Here is a 16152-nt window from a genome sequence, read left to right as displayed (position 1 = left end):
CCAGACGCCCCATGACCGATCCGCGCCTCGATTCGCTATTGCTCGCTTGCCCCGGGCTGCGCCTGAAGACCGATCCAGCCGATCTGGAGCACTACGGCCGCGATTGGACCCGGCGCTGGACCCCGGCACCGTTGGCGATCGCCTTGCCGGGCACGGTGGAGGAGGTGCAGGCGATCCTGCGCTGGGCGAGCGCCCAGGGCGTGGCCGTGGTGCCCTCCGGTGGCCGCACCGGCCTCTCCGGTGGCGCGGTGGCAGCGCACGGCGAGCTGGTGCTCAGCCTGGAGCGGATGAACAAGCCGCTGGCCTTCGATGCGGTCGACCGCACGCTGACCGTCCAGGCGGGCATGGCGCTGGAGGCGGTGCACAACGCGGCGCTCGAGCATGGCCTGATCTACCCGGTGGATTTCGCCGCGCGTGGTTCGTGCTCGATCGGCGGCAACATCGCCACCAATGCCGGTGGCATCCGCGTGATCCGCTACGGCAATACCCGCGAGTGGATCGCCGGCCTGAAGGTGGTGACGATGGCCGGTGAGCTGGTCGAGCTCAACAAGGGCCTGATCAAGAATTCCAGCGGCTATGACTTCCGCCAGCTGCTGATCGGCTCGGAAGGCACGCTCGGCGTAATCGTCGAAGCCACCTTGAAGCTCACCGATCCGCCGCCGGCCAGCAACGTGATGCTGCTGGCGCTGCCCTCGTTCGAGGTGTTGATGCAGGTATTCGCCGCCTTCCGCGAGCGGCTGCAGCTGCAGGCCTTCGAATTCTTCACCGACCGGGCGCTCGAGCACGTGCTGGCGCATGGCGCGCAGGCACCGTTCGACGAGGTCCATCCGTATTACGTGGTGACCGAATTCGCGGCCGGCGACGAGGCGCAGGAAGCCGCCGCGATGGCTGCCTTCGAAGACTGCATGGAGCACGGCTGGGTCAGCGATGGCGTGGTCAGCCAGAGCGATGCCCAGGCCGCGCAGCTGTGGCGCCTGCGCGAGGGCATCACCGAAGCGGTGGCGCGCTACAAGCCCTACAAGAACGATGTCTCGGTGCGGATTTCGGCGATGCCGGCCTTCCTCGCCGAAACCCAGGCGCTGATCGGGCAGGCGTACCCGCAGTTCGAAGTGGTCTGGTTCGGCCATATCGGCGACGGCAACCTGCATATCAACGTGCTCAAGCCGGACGAGACCGCCGACGCCGAGTTCCTGACCCAGTGCGAGCACGTCACCAAGCTGCTGGCCGGTGTGCTGGCCCGCTTTGACGGCAGCATCTCGGCTGAACACGGAATCGGCCTGGTCAAGAAGGGCTATCTGGACAGCACGCGCAGCGCGCCGGAAATCGCCCTGATGAAGGCGGTCAAACGTGCGTTTGATCCCCAAGCGCTGCTGAATCCCGGCAAGGTCTTTGACCTCTGAGACAAGACAGGATTTCACGCAGCCTATACGCTCTGTGTTTTCCACCGCGAACGACACTCCGATGATGCGTCCGATCCTGCTTGTTGCCGTGCTCGCCCTGCCGTTGTCGGCGATGGCCTCCAGTTTTGCCGGCAGCTCTGCCGGCTCCGCGTCCGGTGCGTCCTCGGCCGGTTCGTCCAGCTCGGGCGATGACAAGATCGTGCTTGATGCGCGCGATGATGCTGCCGCCTTCGTGGCCAGCGACGGTGCGATCCGTGGCGCCCGTCTGGAAGCGGCGCTGCTGCACCTGCGCGAGCAGGGTGTCGCGCAGCAGCAGGCCAGTGACATGGCGCTGGCCAGGACCCTGCTGGCCCGCTGATGCAGCCCTCTGGTCAGGTCCGCCGCTGGCGCTGGGCGGTCCTGATCGCGTGGCTTGCCGCGCCCTTCGCACAGGCGGCCCTGCAGCTGGAGCTGCAGCCGCAGGGATTGAACGCAGCGCAGATCGTGGCCGCCGAGCGTGTCCTGAAGCAGGTGCACACGCGCCTGCCGGCGGCGTGGCAGGCACGTTTCCAGCACCCGGTGCAGGTGCGCTGGTCGGACACGCTGCCCGCGCACGTGCATGGCCGGGCCCGCAACGGCACGATCACCCTGCAGCGCGCGTTGCTGGGCGCCGTGCAGGACGATCAACCGCTGCCACGCCCGCTCGAAGCCGCGCTGATCCATGAATTGACCCATGTGCTGGACCGTTCGCCGCAGGGTGGCTGGTCGCGCGATGCACGGCTTCGCGATCTGGCCGGCTGGCAGAGACGCCCGTGGAAGCTGGGTCGCACGGCGAACGCCTTCCGCGAGCGCAGTCCGGACGATTACGAACGCACGCGACCGGCCGAGTTCCTGGCGGTCAACGCCGAGCACCTCCTGCTCGATCCGGATTACGCCTGCCGCCGGCCGGCCGTCGCTGCGTGGTTTGCCGCGAACCTCGGGCCGAGCGACCAGGCCGTGGGATGCGACAGCCGCCTGCCGTTGATGCAGGCCGAAGAGGAGGTCGGCGCGGCGACGCTGCTCGAGCTGGATCCGGCCCGGATCTACGCGGTGGACTACCTGCTTGCCGAAGGCAATGACCAGCTGATGAGCCGCTGGGGCCACAGCATGCTGCGCCTGGTGATCTGCGCGCCGGGCCGGCCGCGTGGGCCGGCCTGCCGGATGGATCTGTCCCATCACCGCGTGCTGTCCTACCGTGCCTTCGTCGGCGATGTACAGATCTCCAGTTGGCGGGGGTTGACCGGCGCCTATCCTTCGCGCCTGTTCGTGCTGCCACTCAACCAGGTCATCAACGAATACACCCAGGTGGAACTGCGGGGGCTCTCTTCAGTGCCGTTGGCACTGGATCCGCCGGACATCGCCAGCCTGCTGGAGCGTGTCGCGCAGGTGCACTGGAGCTATGACGGGCGCTATCTGTTCGTCAGCAACAACTGCGCGGTGGAGACCGGCAAGCTGCTGCAGGAAGGCGTGCCACGGCTGGCGTCGCCGGGGTTGAACCGGCTCACGCCGCGCGGGCTGCTGACCCGCCTGGCGCGCCAGGGCGTGGCGGACGCCAGCGTGCTGGCCGATCGCGGGCAGGCGATGCGACAGGGCTACTACTTTGCCTCCGCCGAGGATCATTACCAGCAGTTGTTCGATGCGGCGCGCCAGCAGCTGCCGCTGGGCACGACATCGGTCGGCGAGTGGTTGCGGCAGCCGGCCAGCGAGCGTGCACGCTGGGTAGAGCAGGGTGATCTGCGCGCCACCGCCGCCCTGCTGTTGCTGGAACAGGCCGCCCTGCGTCGCGAAGAGCTGCGCGCACGCGACGTGTTGAAACGGCTGCTGGGCGATCCGGCCAGGGACGATGCGGCGGCGCGCGACGCGCTGCGCGCGTTGCTGGAGGACACCGGCCAGCTGATCAGCCCGGCGGCACTGGTGACGGGGGCCGGCTACGGGCTGCCTTCGGCGGACGAGCGGGTGCAGGCCAGCGAGGCGGCGGCGCGGCTCAGCGCACAGGGGGTGCCGGCCTGGCAGGCGTTGCAGCTGCAGCTCAAACACCGCCTGCCGCAGGCACAGCAACGCGAACTGGCCACGATCGACCGCAATCTGGCCCGGCTGGGTGTGCGGATGCGCGAACTGGCCCGGCAGGACGGTGTTACTGCCGGGGCAGCTCGATGACGAAGCGCGCTCCGCCCAAGGTGCTGGCGCCGCAGGCGACGTGGCCGCCATGCGCATCGGCGATTGCCTTGACCACCGCCAGCCCCAGCCCGCTGCCACCCCGCTGACGCGAGCGCGAGCCGTCGCCGCGTAGGAAGGGATCGAAGATCTGCTCGCGCAGCGCCGCATCGATGCCGGGGCCTTCATCGTCGATGGCGATCTGCACATGGGTGGCGGTGTCGTGCACGGCAATGCGGACCCGGCCGGGCGTTGCATAGCGGCGCGCATTTTCCAACAGCGCCATCAGTGCCTGGCGTACCCGGGTCGGGTCGCAATGCGCGGGATGCTCCTCGCGGGAGGTCTCCAGTTCCAGCACGAAGCCGCTGCTGCGGAAACCCGGATCCACCAGGCTCATCACCGAGTGCACTTCCTGCACTACGTCATTGCGGGCACGGCGGACATCCAGGCGCGCGCTGTCGGCCAGGCTGAGCACGCGCAGGTCCTCGATCAGCCGCGACAGCCCCTCGACCTGCGCCAGCAGGCTGCGGAACTGGCCTTCGTCCGGCGCAAACACGCCTTCGGCCAGGCCCTGCAGCCGACCGCGCAGGATGGTGACCGGCGTGCGCAGTTCATGCGCGATCGCCGCGTGCCACATCACCCGGTCGGCCTCGATGTTCTGCAGCCGCCGCGCCATCGCGTTGAAGTCGTCCACCAGCAGCGCGACTTCGCCGAGCGAGCGGTCACTCACTGCCGCACGTGCGCCGAGATCGCCATCGGCCAGTCGGCCAATGCTGTCCACCACCGCGTTGAGCGGGGTCAGGATGCGCTGGGACAGACGCACGGACGCGGCGACCGCCAGCGTCAACCCGATCAGGGTCACGCCGACCATCCAGACCAGTTCCGGGCCACTGGGCACCCAGCTGACCGGCTCGTCCACGCCGCCGGGATAGAAGGCCACCAGCACCGCGTACAGCAGGTAGGAGCTGAGGATCACCATCACGATGACCGCCAGCACCATCATCGACATCGACAGCACGATGTGCCGGCTCAGGCCCGAGCGGCGCATCAGTGGTCCGCCGCCAGCCGGTAGCCGACGCCGCGGACGCTGGCCGGGACATTGGCCAGGCCCACATCATCGAGTTTGCGGCGCAGCTTGCTGACGTGGCTGTCCACGGTGCGCTCCAGTGCTTCGCTTTCCGGCAGGCACTCGTGCATCAGTTCGCTGCGGCTGAAGATGCGCATCGGCGCCAGCGCCATGCAGTGCAGCAGCTTGTATTCGGTCAGGGTGAGCAGGAGCTCGTGACTGTAGCCATCGCCTTCGACATGCACCGTGTGGTGTTCCGGATCGATCACCAGGCTGCCCACGCGCAGGATCTCCGGTGCGCTCTGGCGCGGCGCATTCAAGGTGCGCCGCAGTACCGCACGCACCCGTGCGGCCACTTCCGCCGGGTTGAACGGTTTGACCACGTAGTCGTCCGCGCCCATCCGCAGGGCGGTGAGCTTGTCCAGGTCCTGGTCCAGCGCGGTCAGCATGATCACCGGCGTATCGCCGCGCTGGCGCAGGGTGTTGAGCACGGTCCAGCCGTCCATGCCCGGCATCTGCACGTCAAGCAGGACCAGGTCCGGCCGCGCGCTGCGGTGCAGGGCCAGGGCGTTCAGGCCATCCTGCGCGCGTAGCGTGCGCAGGCCCTCGCGGGCCAGGTAGGCCGCGACGATATCGGCGATCTCGGGTTCGTCCTCGACGATCAGGACCAGGGCGTTGAGCGAATGATCCCAGCGCGCGGTGGGGGCGCCGGGTGAATCGGAGGCGGGCATGCAGGGCAGGGCCGTAAGGTGCTTGAGCTCCATCGTATCTCCACACTTCCTCCATCGAAACCCCACCGAGGCCGCGCAGACTGCCGCCATCGTGATTTCGGCCGGTATCCCGGCAGCTGTGCTGCAGATGAAGAGCAAGAACAGGCATGCCGCCCCGGTGGCGGTGATCCAGGCGCTGCGCGCGCACGGCGACGTGCCGCGGCGACGATGGCAGGTGCGCACATGAGCGCGGTGTTGCAACCGGCACACGTCGAGGCGGCCGAGGCACGGCTGTGGGATGCGCTGATCCAGTGGCAGCCGCAGCAGCTGAGCGCACTGCTGTCACCGGCACTGTTCCTGACCGACCTCGACGGCCAGCGTCAGGATGCCTCCCCGTGGCTGGCGGGCTGGAACGCGCGGCGCATCCGCATCGCCGCGATCGAGCGGCAGCAGACCGAGCAGCTGGCCTGCGGCGCGATGGTGCTGGTCACCGGCGAGCTGCGCATCCACCTCGATGGCGAGCACGGCAGGCAGCTGCATGCGATGCGCCTGCTGCGGGTCTGGGCGCGCTGCACGGGCGCGCCGGGCGTCCATCTGCTCTCGCTGTGCATGCTGCCGGCGGCGCCGCGTCCGCACTGAACCGCGTGTTCAGCGATGCCTGCGAGGTCAGCATCGCTTCACCTGTTCTCACGGCGCGGCAGGTACGATCAAGTGTTGTCGACGTTATCGCAAGGAGTACCTCATGCGCGCATCTCCCTGGTTGTTGAGCCTGGCCATTACCGGCGCACTCGCCGCCTGCCAACCGGCCAGCCAGAGCAGCCCCGCCGCCACTGGCAGCGAAGCGCCGCCCCCGAGCGATGCCTCCACCACCGATGAGCGCAGCTATGCGTTCCGCTGTGGCGAGCATGAAGTGCATGCCACTTACCGCGGACAGGATTCGGCGACGGTGGTGGTCGATGACCGCACCTTCGCGATGTCCTCGCAGCCGGCGGCGTCGGGCGCGAAGTATGGCGATGGGCAGGGCAACGAATTCTGGACCAAGGGCACCACCGACGGGATCCTGATCCTGAAGGGCGAGCCGGACCGTACCTGCACCGGCACCGGCGAACAGGGCGGCGAAGCACCGCCGGCCAATGCGACCGCCAATGCGGCTGCGCAGGCCGATGCCGCAGGCGGATTCCGCGCGACCGGCAATGAGCCCGGCTGGCTGGCCAAGGTCGGGGCGGGTGCCACGCCGGCGCTGCACATCGAGATGGACTACGGCGAGCGCACGCTCGAGATTGCCAGCCCCACGCAGGGCCGTGACGGTTGGTCCGGTACCGCCGCCGATGGCACCCCGGTCAAGCTGACCTTCCAGCGTACGGTGTGCCAGGACGACATGAGCGGCCAGGCCTTCGGTGCCACGGCCATGCTCACGGTCGGCGCGCGCCAGTACCACGGCTGTGGTGATTTTGCCGGCGCGCCATCGTTGGCGGCCAAGCCCTGATCCAGCAAGCTCGGATCCCGTTGAAGGCACCGGATGCGCGCATGCGCGTCCGGTGAATCATCACATGCCGCGCGGGCAGGGGTTGGGCAGCGCCCGGCTGTCGGCATCCAGGATCAGCTCATTGCGGGTGCCCAGCAGCATCAGCTCGGTGTGCACCAGGCAGTTGTCGGCATGACGGTGCAGGAGCTGATTGAAGAGCCTGGCACGGTCGTCGCAGCTCTCGTGGATCGCGTACGCCAACTCGCGCGCACGGTCTTCGTCGTACGCTTCTTCGCCAGCGAAGTGCTGGCAGGCGCTTTCGCGCGCCAGGAAGGCCTGCACATCGCCGGGCATCGCGCAGTACATGCGGATGTCCTCGGCCACGAACACCTCCGCTGGCACGTCGCAACGCGCCCCGCTGGCGGTATCAGCCAACGTGGCAGGTGCGCGCGGGGTACCCGATGTCTCACGCTCCACTGCCCGCGGCGAGCACGCCGCGAGCAGCAGGAACAGGACGATCAGTGCGGACCGTTTAGTCGGCACGGCCGGCGAATTCACCGGTGGTGGTGTTGACCAGCACACGTTCGCCGTTGGCGATGTACTCCGGCACCATGATTTCGATGCCGGTGCTGAGCTTGGCCGGTTTCGGGCGCTTGGTGGCGGTGCCGCCCTTGAGCTCCGGCGGCGTCTCGACCACTTCCAGCACCACGCTGGTCGGCAACTGCACGCCCACCGGGGTTTCGTCGATCACCTGCACGTAGATGCCGGTCAAGCCATCGGTGATGTAGCCGGCGTCATCGCCGAGCACATCCGCATCGACCATGTACGGGGTGTAGTCCTCGTCATCCAGGAAGACGAAGGCGTCGCCATCCATGTACGAGTAGGTCGCCTGGCGGCGCAGCAGCTCGACTTCCGGCAGGTTGTCGTCGGCATCGAAGCTGGAATCGAGCTTGTTGCCGCCCGGCACGCTGTACATGATGAAACGGAAACGGACATTGCCGCCGCGGCCCTGCGGGGAGCTGCGTTCGATGTCGCGGATCTGGTAGACGCCGTTGTTGAATTCGACGACGTTGCCTTTCTTGATGTCGCTGGCTTTCATGGGAATGAAGGTCGGTTCGTGGAGGTGGCGGGTGCCGGAACCGGGCACCCAGCGGGTTGCGTGCTCGCTTACTTCGGCGCCAGACGCACGGCGCCGTCAAGGCGGATGGTCTCGCCGTTGAGATAGGTGTTGCCCAGGATATAGGCGACCAGGCCGGCGAAATCTTCCGGCTTGCCCAGGCGCGGCGGGAACGGGATGGAGGCGGCCAGCGATTCCTGCACGGCCGGCGGCATGCCATCGACCATCGGGGTCCAGAAGATGCCCGGGGCGATGGTCATCACGCGGATGCCGAACCGCGACAGTTCGCGGGCCATCGGCAGGGTCATGCTGACCACGCCGCCCTTGGAGGCGGCATAGGCGGCCTGGCCGATCTGGCCTTCATAGGCCGCCACGCTGGCGGTGTTGATGATCACGCCGCGCTCGCCATCCTCGCCCGGGGTGTTGTGCTGCATGCGGTTGGCGGCGGCCTTGGCGACGTTGAAGCTGCCGACCAGGTTGACCATCACCGTGCCCTGGAAGTTGGCCAGCGGCATCGGCGCTTCCTTGCCAAGCACGCGGCCCGCGCCCAGGATGCCGGCGCAGTTGATCGCGGTGTTCAGCCCGCCCAGGAAGTCGCAGGCGGCATCGATCTGCGCGGCCACGGCGGCTTCGTCGCTGACATTGGTGCTGTAGTAGCGCGCGTTGGACTCGCCAAGCGCGGCCACGGCGGCCGCGCCCTTGTCGTCATTGAGATCGAACAGGGCCACCTTGGCGCCGTGGGCGACCAGGTGCTGGGCCACGGACAGGCCAAGGCCGGAAACACCGCCGGTGATGACGGCGCGGACAGAAGACAGCTGCATTGCACGATCCCGCTGGTTCAAGAACCGCCGATTCTAGCGGAAGCGGCCGCCATCACCGTTGTGCACTGCCCACGGCGACCTTGGCACGCAGCGCCAGCCGCCGGGCGAACTCGTCCGCCGCCAGCCCCGGCGCGAACAGGAAGCCCTGGCCGACCGAGACCCCCAGCGTGGTCAGGAACTGGCGCTGGGCCTCCGATTCGATGCCCTCGGCGACCAGCCCGAGGCCCAGGCTGCGCGCGATGCCGCAGACGGCCTCGCAGACCGCCACGTCCGAACGGTTGGTCGGCACGCCCTCCACGAACAGCTGGCTCAGCTTGAGGCCATGGATCGGCAGCCGGCGCAGATAGTTCAGCGCGCTGTAGCCTTCGCCGAAGTCGTCGATGGTCAACAGCACGCCCATCTCGCGCAGCTGCGCGAAGGTACGCAGGGTATCCGGGGCATCTTCGATCAAGACCCGCTCGGTGAACTCCAGCTCCAGTGCGCTGCCGGGCAGGTGGAATTCGTCCAGTACGGCGCGCACGTTCCGGGCCAGATCCTCGCCAACGAACTGCCGGTAGGACACATTGACGGCCACCCGCACGATGCCCAGCCCGTCGTCCTGCCACTGGCGCACCTGTCGGCAGGCCTCGCGCAGCACCCACAGGCCGATCCGGACGATGTCGCCGGTACTCTCGGCATGGCCGATGAAGATGTCCGGGCGCAGTTCGCCCAGCTGCGTGTTGCGCCAACGAATCAGCGCCTCGGCGGCGATCAGCTGGCCGCTGTGCAGGTTGACCTGCGGCTGGTAGACCAGGTGGAACTCGTCGTCGTCCAGCGCCCGGTGCAGCCGGCTCTCGATCTGCAGCCGATCATGCTGGCGCTGGGCCAGCGCGGGCGAGAACACCTGCCAGCCATTGCGGGTGCGCCGCTTGCAGTCGTACATGGCGATGTCCGCGTTCTGGATCAGCTGTTGCGGGCGCAGCCCATCCTGCGGCGCACGCGCGATGCCGATGCTGGTGGTCACCGGGAATTCGTCGGCACCGAAGCGGAACGGGGTGCTGAACGCACGGGTGATCGCATCGGCCAGCCGCTCGGGCTGATCGGCCTGGTCGCGGGTATCGCAGACCACCAGGAACTCATCGCCGCCGAACCGGGCCAGCAGCCCCTCGGTACCGATCGCAGTGGCGATGCGGCGGGTGGCATCGATCAGCAGCTCATCGCCGGCGTTGTGGCCGAGCAGGTCGTTGACGATCTTGAAGCGGTCCAGATCGATGTACAGCACGGCCACCCGGCAATGGGTGGGGTTGGCCATGCGTGTGGCCAGGTCATTGAGCACCGCATCGCGGTTCATGATGCCGGTGAGCGGATCGGTGCGCGCCTGGATGCGCAGCGTCTCTTCGGCCTGCTTGCGCGCGGTGATGTCCTGCACGGTGCCAGCGATGCGGGCGGCATCGACATCACCGGCCTCGGCTTCGCCGATCATGCGCACCCAGAACGAGTGGCCGTCGCTGCGCTGGCCCTGCAGCTCCAGTTCGAAGGACACCTGCCGGTCGATCACCTCCAGCAGCGCCTGCTGCAGCAGCGCGCGATCATCCAGGCGCAGGCACTCCAGCAGCTCGGCCATGTCGTGCATCGGCAGGTTCTGGCCAAGGATGCGGGTCGCTTCGTCGGTGAGGTACAGGCGCTGCAGGCCGCGGTCCCACTCCCAGCCGCCGATGTGCGCCAGCGACTGCGCGCGGTCGAACAGGGTGTTGTTGCGCTTGAGCTCGGTGATGTCGCTGAACAGCCCGAACACGTGGTCCGGCGCATCGCGCCCGTTGCCGTACACCGGCACGTTGGTGGTGGAGATCCAGATCATCCGGCCGCGCGGGCGGTGGTAAAGGCCGACGATGGTGCTGCGCACGATGCGCCCGGTCTGCAGCGAGACACTGGCGGGCCATTGGTCGCGGGTGAGCGGGTGGCCGTGCTCGTCCACGCTGATCCAGTCCTCCGGCGCCAGCATCGCCTGCAGGCTGCCGCCATTGCCGGCGGTGCCCAGAATGCGGTGCGCGGCCGGGTTGGCCGAGACCACCCGCAACTGGCGGTCAAACAGGATCACGCCCTTGTCGATGGATTCCATCAGCAGCCGGTAACGCGATTCGGCCTGCCAGCGGCTGCTCAGGTCGCGCGCCACCGCCACGATGCAGTGCTCGCCCTGGTGCTCGAAGCCGGCCGAATGCACCTCCACCGGGAAGCGGCTGCCATCGCCGCGCATGTTGGTGACTTCGATGACGTAGGTCTCGCCCCGATGCAGGGCTTCCCAGACCGGGTCCAGGTGGTCGCCGGGCAGGTCCGGGTTCAACAGTTCGATCGGCTGGCCGACGATCTCCTCGCGGGGGCGCCCATAGGCACGCACGCCCGCCTTGTTGAGGTCCAGTACCACGCCGCGTTCGCTGAGGATACTGACCGGGTCGGGGACGGCATCGAACAAGGCGGCATAGCGACGCAGGGCCAGCTGCCGCTCGTCCATCGCTTCCTGCAGGGCCTGCTGGACCTCCTCCAGCAGGCCGCGCAGGTCGCCCGGCGAGTGGGCCAGGGCGCGTTCCAGGGCAGCCAGCGCGTGGACGTGGGGGGTGAGGTGATCACCCACCGCAGCGTCCTTGCGCGGGCCGCCACTTTTCATGTCGCCGCCAGCGCCCTGCCGGTCTTGCTGCCGGTCTCGCGCCCCAGCCGTGCGGCCAGCCAGCGCCCGGTGGCGGCCAGCGCCGGCAGATCGATGCCGGTGCGCATGCCGATGCCATGCAGCATGTAGACCACGTCTTCGCTGGCGACGTTGCCGCTGGCGCCCTTGGCATACGGGCAGCCACCCGCACCGGACACCGCCGAATCGACCACGCGCACGCCTTCTTCCAGGCAGGCATCGATGTTGGCCAGCGCCTGGCCATAGGTGTCATGGAAGTGCACGGCCAGCGCGGCCATCGGCAGTTCGCTGGCGACCGCGTTGAGCATCGCGCGTGCCTTGCGCGGCGTGCCGACGCCGATGGTGTCGCCGAGCGAGATTTCGTAACAGCCCATGTCATGCAGCGCGCGCGCGACACGGACCACCTCGCTCACCGCGACCTCGCCCTGGTAGGGGCAGCCGAGCACGGTGGACACATAGCCACGCACCTTGACCCCGTCGGCTTTGGCCCGCGCCAGGATGGGCGCGAAGCGCGCCAGCGACTCGTCGATGCCGGCATTGGTGTTGGTGCGGTTGAAGGTTTCCGAGGCGGCAGTGAACACCGCCACCTCCTGCACGCCCACCGCGCGTGCGCGGTCGTAACCCTGTTCGTTGGGCACCAGCACCGGGTAGTCGATGCCCGGGCGGCGCTCGATGCCGGTGTAGACCTCGGCGGCGTCGGCCAGTTGCGGCACCCAGCGCGGGCTGACGAAGCTGGTCGCCTCGATGGTGCGCAGGCCGGTCAGCGAGAGCTGGCGGATCAGTTCGATCTTGTCGGCGGTGGCCACCGGCTGGGCTTCGTTCTGCAGCCCGTCACGCGGGCCGACCTCGACGATGCGGACGAAGTCATCCATGTGCCAGCCCTCCGCGAACGGAGCGACGGACGACCAGCAGGGGGCGGGGCGGGGTAGAGATCACGGAGATTCCTGTCAGACGAAAGGCGGCCCACGTTCCCCGGCGGGCCACGAAAGGGGGATACGCGGGATGGGCGACAAAGCGGCCATCCCGCCGGCGATGGGCGGTCAGCCCGGGAGGTGGCAGACCGCTTCGATGTTGTTGCCATCCGGGTCAAGCACGAACGCCCCGTAATAGTGGGGGTGGTAATGCTCGCGGATGCCCGGGGCACCGTTGTCCGTGCCGCCGGCTGCCAGTGCGGCGCGGTGGAAAGCGTCCACATCGGCCCGGCTGCCCGCGCTGAAGGCGACGTGCACGCCGCCATGGGCGCCCGGGGCGTTGCCGATCCAGAAGTCCGGCTTGCCGCTGCGGCCAAAGCCGGCATGGTCATGGTCGCCGGTCTGCGCGGCCGAGACCTGCATCACCACCGAGATGCCCAGCGGGGCAAGGACCTGCTGGAAGAACGACAGGCTGCGGGCGAAATCGCCGCAGCGGATGCCAACGTGGTCGAGCATGGTACGTCTCCTCAGTCCTGGGTGACCCAGTGCGGGGCACGCTTGTCCAGGAAGGCGCCGAGGCCTTCCTGACCTTCGGCCGAGACCCGCAGGCGGGCGATCAGGGCGGCGTTGTCGCGGTCGGTGGCGTCGCGGTCGCGGCCCAGTGCGACCCGTCGGACCAGCGCCTTGGCAGACGAAGCGGCCACCGGACCGGCCTTGTCGAGCAGGCCGAGCTGGCGCTGGACGGCCTCGTCGATCCGTTCAGGCTCGATCAGCTGGTGGACCAGGCCGATGCGCAGGGCGGTCTCGGCGTCGAAATGCTCGCCGGTGGCGAACCAGCGCCGCGACTGGCGTGGGCCGATCGCGTCGATGACATAGGGCGAGATCACGGCGGGCAGCAGGCCCAGGCGGCTCTCGGTCAGGCCGAAGCGGGCGCTGGTGCTGGCGATGGCGATATCGCAGCAGGCCACCAGGCCGACCCCGCCACCGAAGGCGGCGCCCTGGACACGGGCGATGGTCGGCTTGGGCAGCTCATCCAGGGTCCGCATCAGGCGGGCCAGGGCGAGGGAGTCCTGGCGGTTGTCCTCCTCGCTGGCGGCGGCCATGCCACGCATCCACTGCATGTCCGCGCCCGCCGAGAACGAGGCGCCTTCGCCGGCCAGCACCACCGCCCGGACGTGGTCGTCGCGGCCGGCGGCCTCCAGGGCGGCCGTCAGCTGGGCGATCAACGAGGCGTCGAAAGCGTTGTGCAGGGCCGGGCGGTTCAGCCACAGGGTCAGCACCGAGGCGCTGCGTTCAATCCGTAGTGCATCACTCATGGGTCGGCTTGCTCCAGTACATGTACAGATCATAGCGGGCCATCGGTCACGGGCAATGGCGCGGCGCGTCGATGGTAGAATTGATAACCATTCCTATCATCGAGAAGGCGCTCCGTGACGTTGTCCGATCTGGCGCTGTACAGCTCCGCCGTGGTGGAGTCCGTGCAGGAAACACACGCAAACGATGCGATCGCCCGCCGACTGAAGGAGCTTGGCTTCGTCAAAGGGGAAGAGGTGCGTCTGGTCGCCCGTGGTCCCGTCGGCGCCGAGCCGCTGCTGGTGCAGGTAGGGTTCACGCGCTTCGCGCTGCGCCGCAGTGAAGCCGCCCGCATCGTGGTGACCGCGCTGCAGGCCCAGCAGGCCCGCGCATGAGTACCGCCAGCAACGCCCTGCGCATCGCCCTGGTCGGCAACCCGAACAGCGGCAAGACCGCGCTGTTCAACCAGCTCACCGGCAGCCGCCAGAAAGTGGCCAACTACACCGGCGTCACCGTTGAGCGCAAGGAAGGCCGCCTGCGTGCACCGTCCGGGCGCGAGTTCGCCGTGCTCGATCTGCCGGGCGCCTATAGCCTGCAGCCGGCCAGCCTGGACGAAGCCATCACCCGTGATCTGTGCCGGGGCTTCTACCCGGGCGAGGCCGCGCCGGACGTGCTGCTGTGCGTGATCGATGCGACCAACCTGCGCCTGCACCTGCGCTTCGCGCTGGAGCTGCGTGAGCTGGGCAAGCCGATGATCGTGGCGCTTAACATGGTCGACGCGGCCGAGCGCCGCGGCATCAAGATCGACGTGCAGGCGCTGGAACAGGCCCTGGGCGTGCCCGTGGTGGAGACCGTGGCGGTGCGCCGCAACGGCGCGGCCCAGCTGGTCGAGCGCCTGGATGCGATGGTGCCGCACCTGCAGGCCCCGGTGGCGGTGCCTGCCGCCGAGGCCGATTACCACGCCCAGGTGCGCGACATCCTGGCCGCTTCGGTGAGCATGCCGACACGTACGGCGAAGATCGATGACGCGCTGGATCGCTGGCTGCTGCATCCGGTATTCGGTCTGCTGACCCTCGCCGTGGTGATGTTCCTGATCTTCCAGGCGGTGTATGCCTGGGCGACGCCGGTCATGGACCTGATCGAGGCCGGTACCGCGGCACTGGGCGGCTGGATCGGTGGTGCGCTGCCGGAAGGCCCGCTCAACAGCCTGCTTACCGACGGCATCATTGCCGGCGTGGGGGGCGTGATCGTGTTCCTGCCGCAGATCCTGATCCTGTTCGCCTTCATCCTGGCGTTGGAAGAATCCGGTTACCTGCCGCGCGCGGCTTTCCTGCTGGATCGCATGATGGCCGCGGCCGGTCTGTCCGGGCGCTCGTTCATCCCGTTGCTGTCCAGCTTCGCCTGCGCGGTGCCGGGCATCATGTCCACCCGCAGCATCCAGGACCCGCGCGACCGGCTCGCCACGATCCTGGTGGCCCCGCTGATGACCTGTTCGGCGCGCCTGCCGGTGTATGCGCTGCTGATCGGCGCCTTCATCCCGCAGAAGCAGATCTGGGGCGTCTTCAACCAGCAGGGCCTGGTCCTGTTCGGCCTGTACGCGGCCGGCATCCTCAGCGCGCTGCTGATGTCCTGGACGATGAAGAAGTGGCGCCGCGACAAGAGCGAGCATCCGTTGATGCTGGAACTGCCGTCCTACCGCATCCCGCACCCGCGCGATCTGGCGGTCGGGCTGTACGAGCGCGGCATGATCTTCCTCAAGCGTGTGGGCGGCATCATTCTGGCGCTGACCATCCTGCTGTGGGTACTGCTGTCGTTCCCGGGGGCGCCGGAGAACGCGACCATGCCGGCGATCGACTACAGCTTCGCCGGTCAGATCGGCCATGCCATGGCGGTGTTTTTCGCGCCGCTGGGCTTCAACTGGCAGATCTGCATCGCATTGATCCCGGGCCTGGCCGCGCGTGAAGTGGCGGTGGCCTCGCTGGCCACGGTGTACGCGCTGTCCGCCGCCGATGACGATGCCGCCAGCCAGGCGCTGACCCCGCTGATCAGCGATGGCTGGTCGCTGGCCACCGCGCTGTCGCTGCTGGTCTGGTACATCTACGCCCCGATGTGCATCTCCACGCTGGCCACGATCAAGCGTGAGACCAACTCGTGGAAGCAGATGGGCTTTGCCACGTTCTACCTGTTCGCGGCCGCCTACATCGCCTCGCTGATCACCTATCAGGTGACCGTGGCACTGGGCGGCGGCTGATGGAGACCGGTCTGCTGCTGCAGTACATCGTGATCGCGCTGGCCGTGCTTTTCAGCGCGTGGGTGGTGATGAAGAAGCAGTTCCCGGGTACCGTGCGCAAGGCACGCGGGGCGATCGCGCTGGGGCTGGTCAAACCGCAGCGCGCCGTCTGGTTGCAGGCGCTGGGGCGCAGGATCGCGCCACCTGCCACGGGTGGCGGTGGTGCGTGTGGCGGCTGCGACAGTTGTGGGCCGACGCCGCCGAAGCAGCACTGAGGGGCGGGATCCACGCCTTGCGTGGATTCCCCT

General features: G+C 68.3%; 18 protein-coding genes. 9 read left to right on the top strand and 9 right to left on the bottom strand.

Annotated elements, in window-relative coordinates; translation table 11 throughout:
* Nucleotides 1-11: 11 nt before the first annotated feature.
* The 3 genes from ABE483_RS04850 (at nucleotide 12) to ABE483_RS04840 (ending at nucleotide 3575) form a co-directional block, all read left to right on the top strand.
* Complete coding sequence (locus ABE483_RS04850) at nucleotides 12-1400, top strand: FAD-binding oxidoreductase (RefSeq protein ID WP_313218197.1); 1389 nt, start codon at nucleotides 12-14, stop codon at nucleotides 1398-1400.
* A 61-nt stretch (nucleotides 1401-1461) separates the two neighbouring features.
* On the top strand, nucleotides 1462-1758 hold the full coding sequence (locus tag ABE483_RS04845) for a DUF2388 domain-containing protein (RefSeq protein ID WP_272713931.1): 297 nt from the start codon (nucleotides 1462-1464) through the stop codon (nucleotides 1756-1758).
* On the top strand, nucleotides 1758-3575 hold the full coding sequence (locus tag ABE483_RS04840) for a DUF4105 domain-containing protein (protein ID WP_346481203.1): 1818 nt from the start codon (nucleotides 1758-1760) through the stop codon (nucleotides 3573-3575). Before ABE483_RS04845 ends, ABE483_RS04840 begins: the two co-directional genes overlap by 1 nt.
* Here the strand turns inward: ABE483_RS04840 and ABE483_RS04835 are convergent.
* Both ABE483_RS04835 and ABE483_RS04830 read right to left on the bottom strand, forming a co-directional pair.
* Nucleotides 3553-4620: an ATP-binding protein gene (locus tag ABE483_RS04835; protein ID WP_313212837.1), complete on the bottom strand. Its 1068-nt coding sequence runs from the start codon at nucleotides 4618-4620 to the stop codon at nucleotides 3553-3555. The genes ABE483_RS04840 and ABE483_RS04835 overlap by 23 nt on opposite strands.
* On the bottom strand, nucleotides 4620-5369 hold the full coding sequence (locus tag ABE483_RS04830) for a response regulator (protein ID WP_313212835.1): 750 nt from the start codon (nucleotides 5367-5369) through the stop codon (nucleotides 4620-4622). The genes ABE483_RS04835 and ABE483_RS04830 overlap by 1 nt, the downstream gene beginning before the upstream one ends.
* 22 nt (nucleotides 5370-5391) lie before the next feature.
* Here ABE483_RS04830 and ABE483_RS04825 point away from each other — a divergent pair, with 22 nt between their 5' ends.
* The 3 genes from ABE483_RS04825 (at nucleotide 5392) to ABE483_RS04815 (ending at nucleotide 6834) form a co-directional block, all read left to right on the top strand.
* Nucleotides 5392-5595, top strand: a complete 204-nt coding sequence (locus tag ABE483_RS04825; RefSeq protein ID WP_313218202.1) for a hypothetical protein — start codon at nucleotides 5392-5394, stop codon at nucleotides 5593-5595.
* Nucleotides 5592-5987, top strand: a complete 396-nt coding sequence (locus tag ABE483_RS04820; protein WP_346481202.1) for a nuclear transport factor 2 family protein — start codon at nucleotides 5592-5594, stop codon at nucleotides 5985-5987. The genes ABE483_RS04825 and ABE483_RS04820 overlap by 4 nt, the downstream gene beginning before the upstream one ends.
* A 103-nt stretch (nucleotides 5988-6090) precedes the next feature.
* The gene (locus ABE483_RS04815) at nucleotides 6091-6834 is read left to right on the top strand and encodes an MliC family protein (protein WP_346481201.1); all 744 of its coding nucleotides are present in this window, start codon (nucleotides 6091-6093) and stop codon (nucleotides 6832-6834) included.
* A 60-nt stretch (nucleotides 6835-6894) separates the two neighbouring features.
* Here the strand turns inward: ABE483_RS04815 and ABE483_RS04810 are convergent, their stop codons facing one another.
* The 7 genes from ABE483_RS04810 to ABE483_RS04780 form a co-directional block, all read right to left on the bottom strand.
* Nucleotides 6895-7356, bottom strand: coding sequence for a hypothetical protein (locus tag ABE483_RS04810; protein WP_346462198.1), 462 nt, complete (start codon nucleotides 7354-7356; stop codon nucleotides 6895-6897).
* Nucleotides 7346-7912: an elongation factor P-like protein YeiP gene (yeiP, locus tag ABE483_RS04805; protein WP_121036675.1), complete on the bottom strand. Its 567-nt coding sequence runs from the start codon at nucleotides 7910-7912 to the stop codon at nucleotides 7346-7348. Before yeiP ends, ABE483_RS04810 begins: the two co-directional genes overlap by 11 nt.
* 68 nt (nucleotides 7913-7980) lie before the next feature.
* Complete coding sequence (locus ABE483_RS04800) at nucleotides 7981-8751, bottom strand: SDR family NAD(P)-dependent oxidoreductase (protein ID WP_102788428.1); 771 nt, start codon at nucleotides 8749-8751, stop codon at nucleotides 7981-7983.
* A 52-nt stretch (nucleotides 8752-8803) separates the two neighbouring features.
* Nucleotides 8804-11392: an EAL domain-containing protein gene (locus tag ABE483_RS04795; RefSeq protein ID WP_313218208.1), complete on the bottom strand. Its 2589-nt coding sequence runs from the start codon at nucleotides 11390-11392 to the stop codon at nucleotides 8804-8806.
* Entirely contained in the window at nucleotides 11389-12282 is an 894-nt protein-coding gene (locus tag ABE483_RS04790) for a hydroxymethylglutaryl-CoA lyase (RefSeq protein ID WP_313212825.1), read from the bottom strand. Before ABE483_RS04790 ends, ABE483_RS04795 begins: the two co-directional genes overlap by 4 nt.
* A gap of 168 nt (nucleotides 12283-12450) precedes the next feature.
* The gene (locus ABE483_RS04785) at nucleotides 12451-12837 is read right to left on the bottom strand and encodes a VOC family protein (protein ID WP_346481200.1); all 387 of its coding nucleotides are present in this window, start codon (nucleotides 12835-12837) and stop codon (nucleotides 12451-12453) included.
* 11 nt (nucleotides 12838-12848) lie between these two features.
* Entirely contained in the window at nucleotides 12849-13637 is a 789-nt protein-coding gene (locus ABE483_RS04780; protein ID WP_313218210.1) for an enoyl-CoA hydratase-related protein, read from the bottom strand.
* Between the two features lie 114 nt (nucleotides 13638-13751).
* Here ABE483_RS04780 and ABE483_RS04775 point away from each other — a divergent pair, with 114 nt between their 5' ends.
* The 3 genes from ABE483_RS04775 to ABE483_RS04765 are packed head-to-tail and all read left to right on the top strand — an operon-like array spanning nucleotide 13752 to nucleotide 16119.
* The gene (locus ABE483_RS04775) at nucleotides 13752-14009 is read left to right on the top strand and encodes a FeoA family protein (protein ID WP_313212722.1); all 258 of its coding nucleotides are present in this window, start codon (nucleotides 13752-13754) and stop codon (nucleotides 14007-14009) included.
* Nucleotides 14006-15865, top strand: coding sequence for a ferrous iron transporter B (locus ABE483_RS04770; protein WP_346481199.1), 1860 nt, complete (start codon nucleotides 14006-14008; stop codon nucleotides 15863-15865). Before ABE483_RS04775 ends, ABE483_RS04770 begins: the two co-directional genes overlap by 4 nt.
* Nucleotides 15865-16119: a DUF6587 family protein gene (locus tag ABE483_RS04765; protein ID WP_313218214.1), complete on the top strand. Its 255-nt coding sequence runs from the start codon at nucleotides 15865-15867 to the stop codon at nucleotides 16117-16119. The genes ABE483_RS04770 and ABE483_RS04765 overlap by 1 nt, the downstream gene beginning before the upstream one ends.
* Nucleotides 16120-16152 lie beyond the last annotated feature (33 nt).

This window comes from Stenotrophomonas sp. TWI602, assembly GCF_039674045.1.
Classification (GTDB): Bacteria; Pseudomonadota; Gammaproteobacteria; order Xanthomonadales; family Xanthomonadaceae; genus Stenotrophomonas.
Note: the sequence above shows the minus strand (reverse complement) of the source record. Positions and strands in the feature narration are given on the sequence as shown.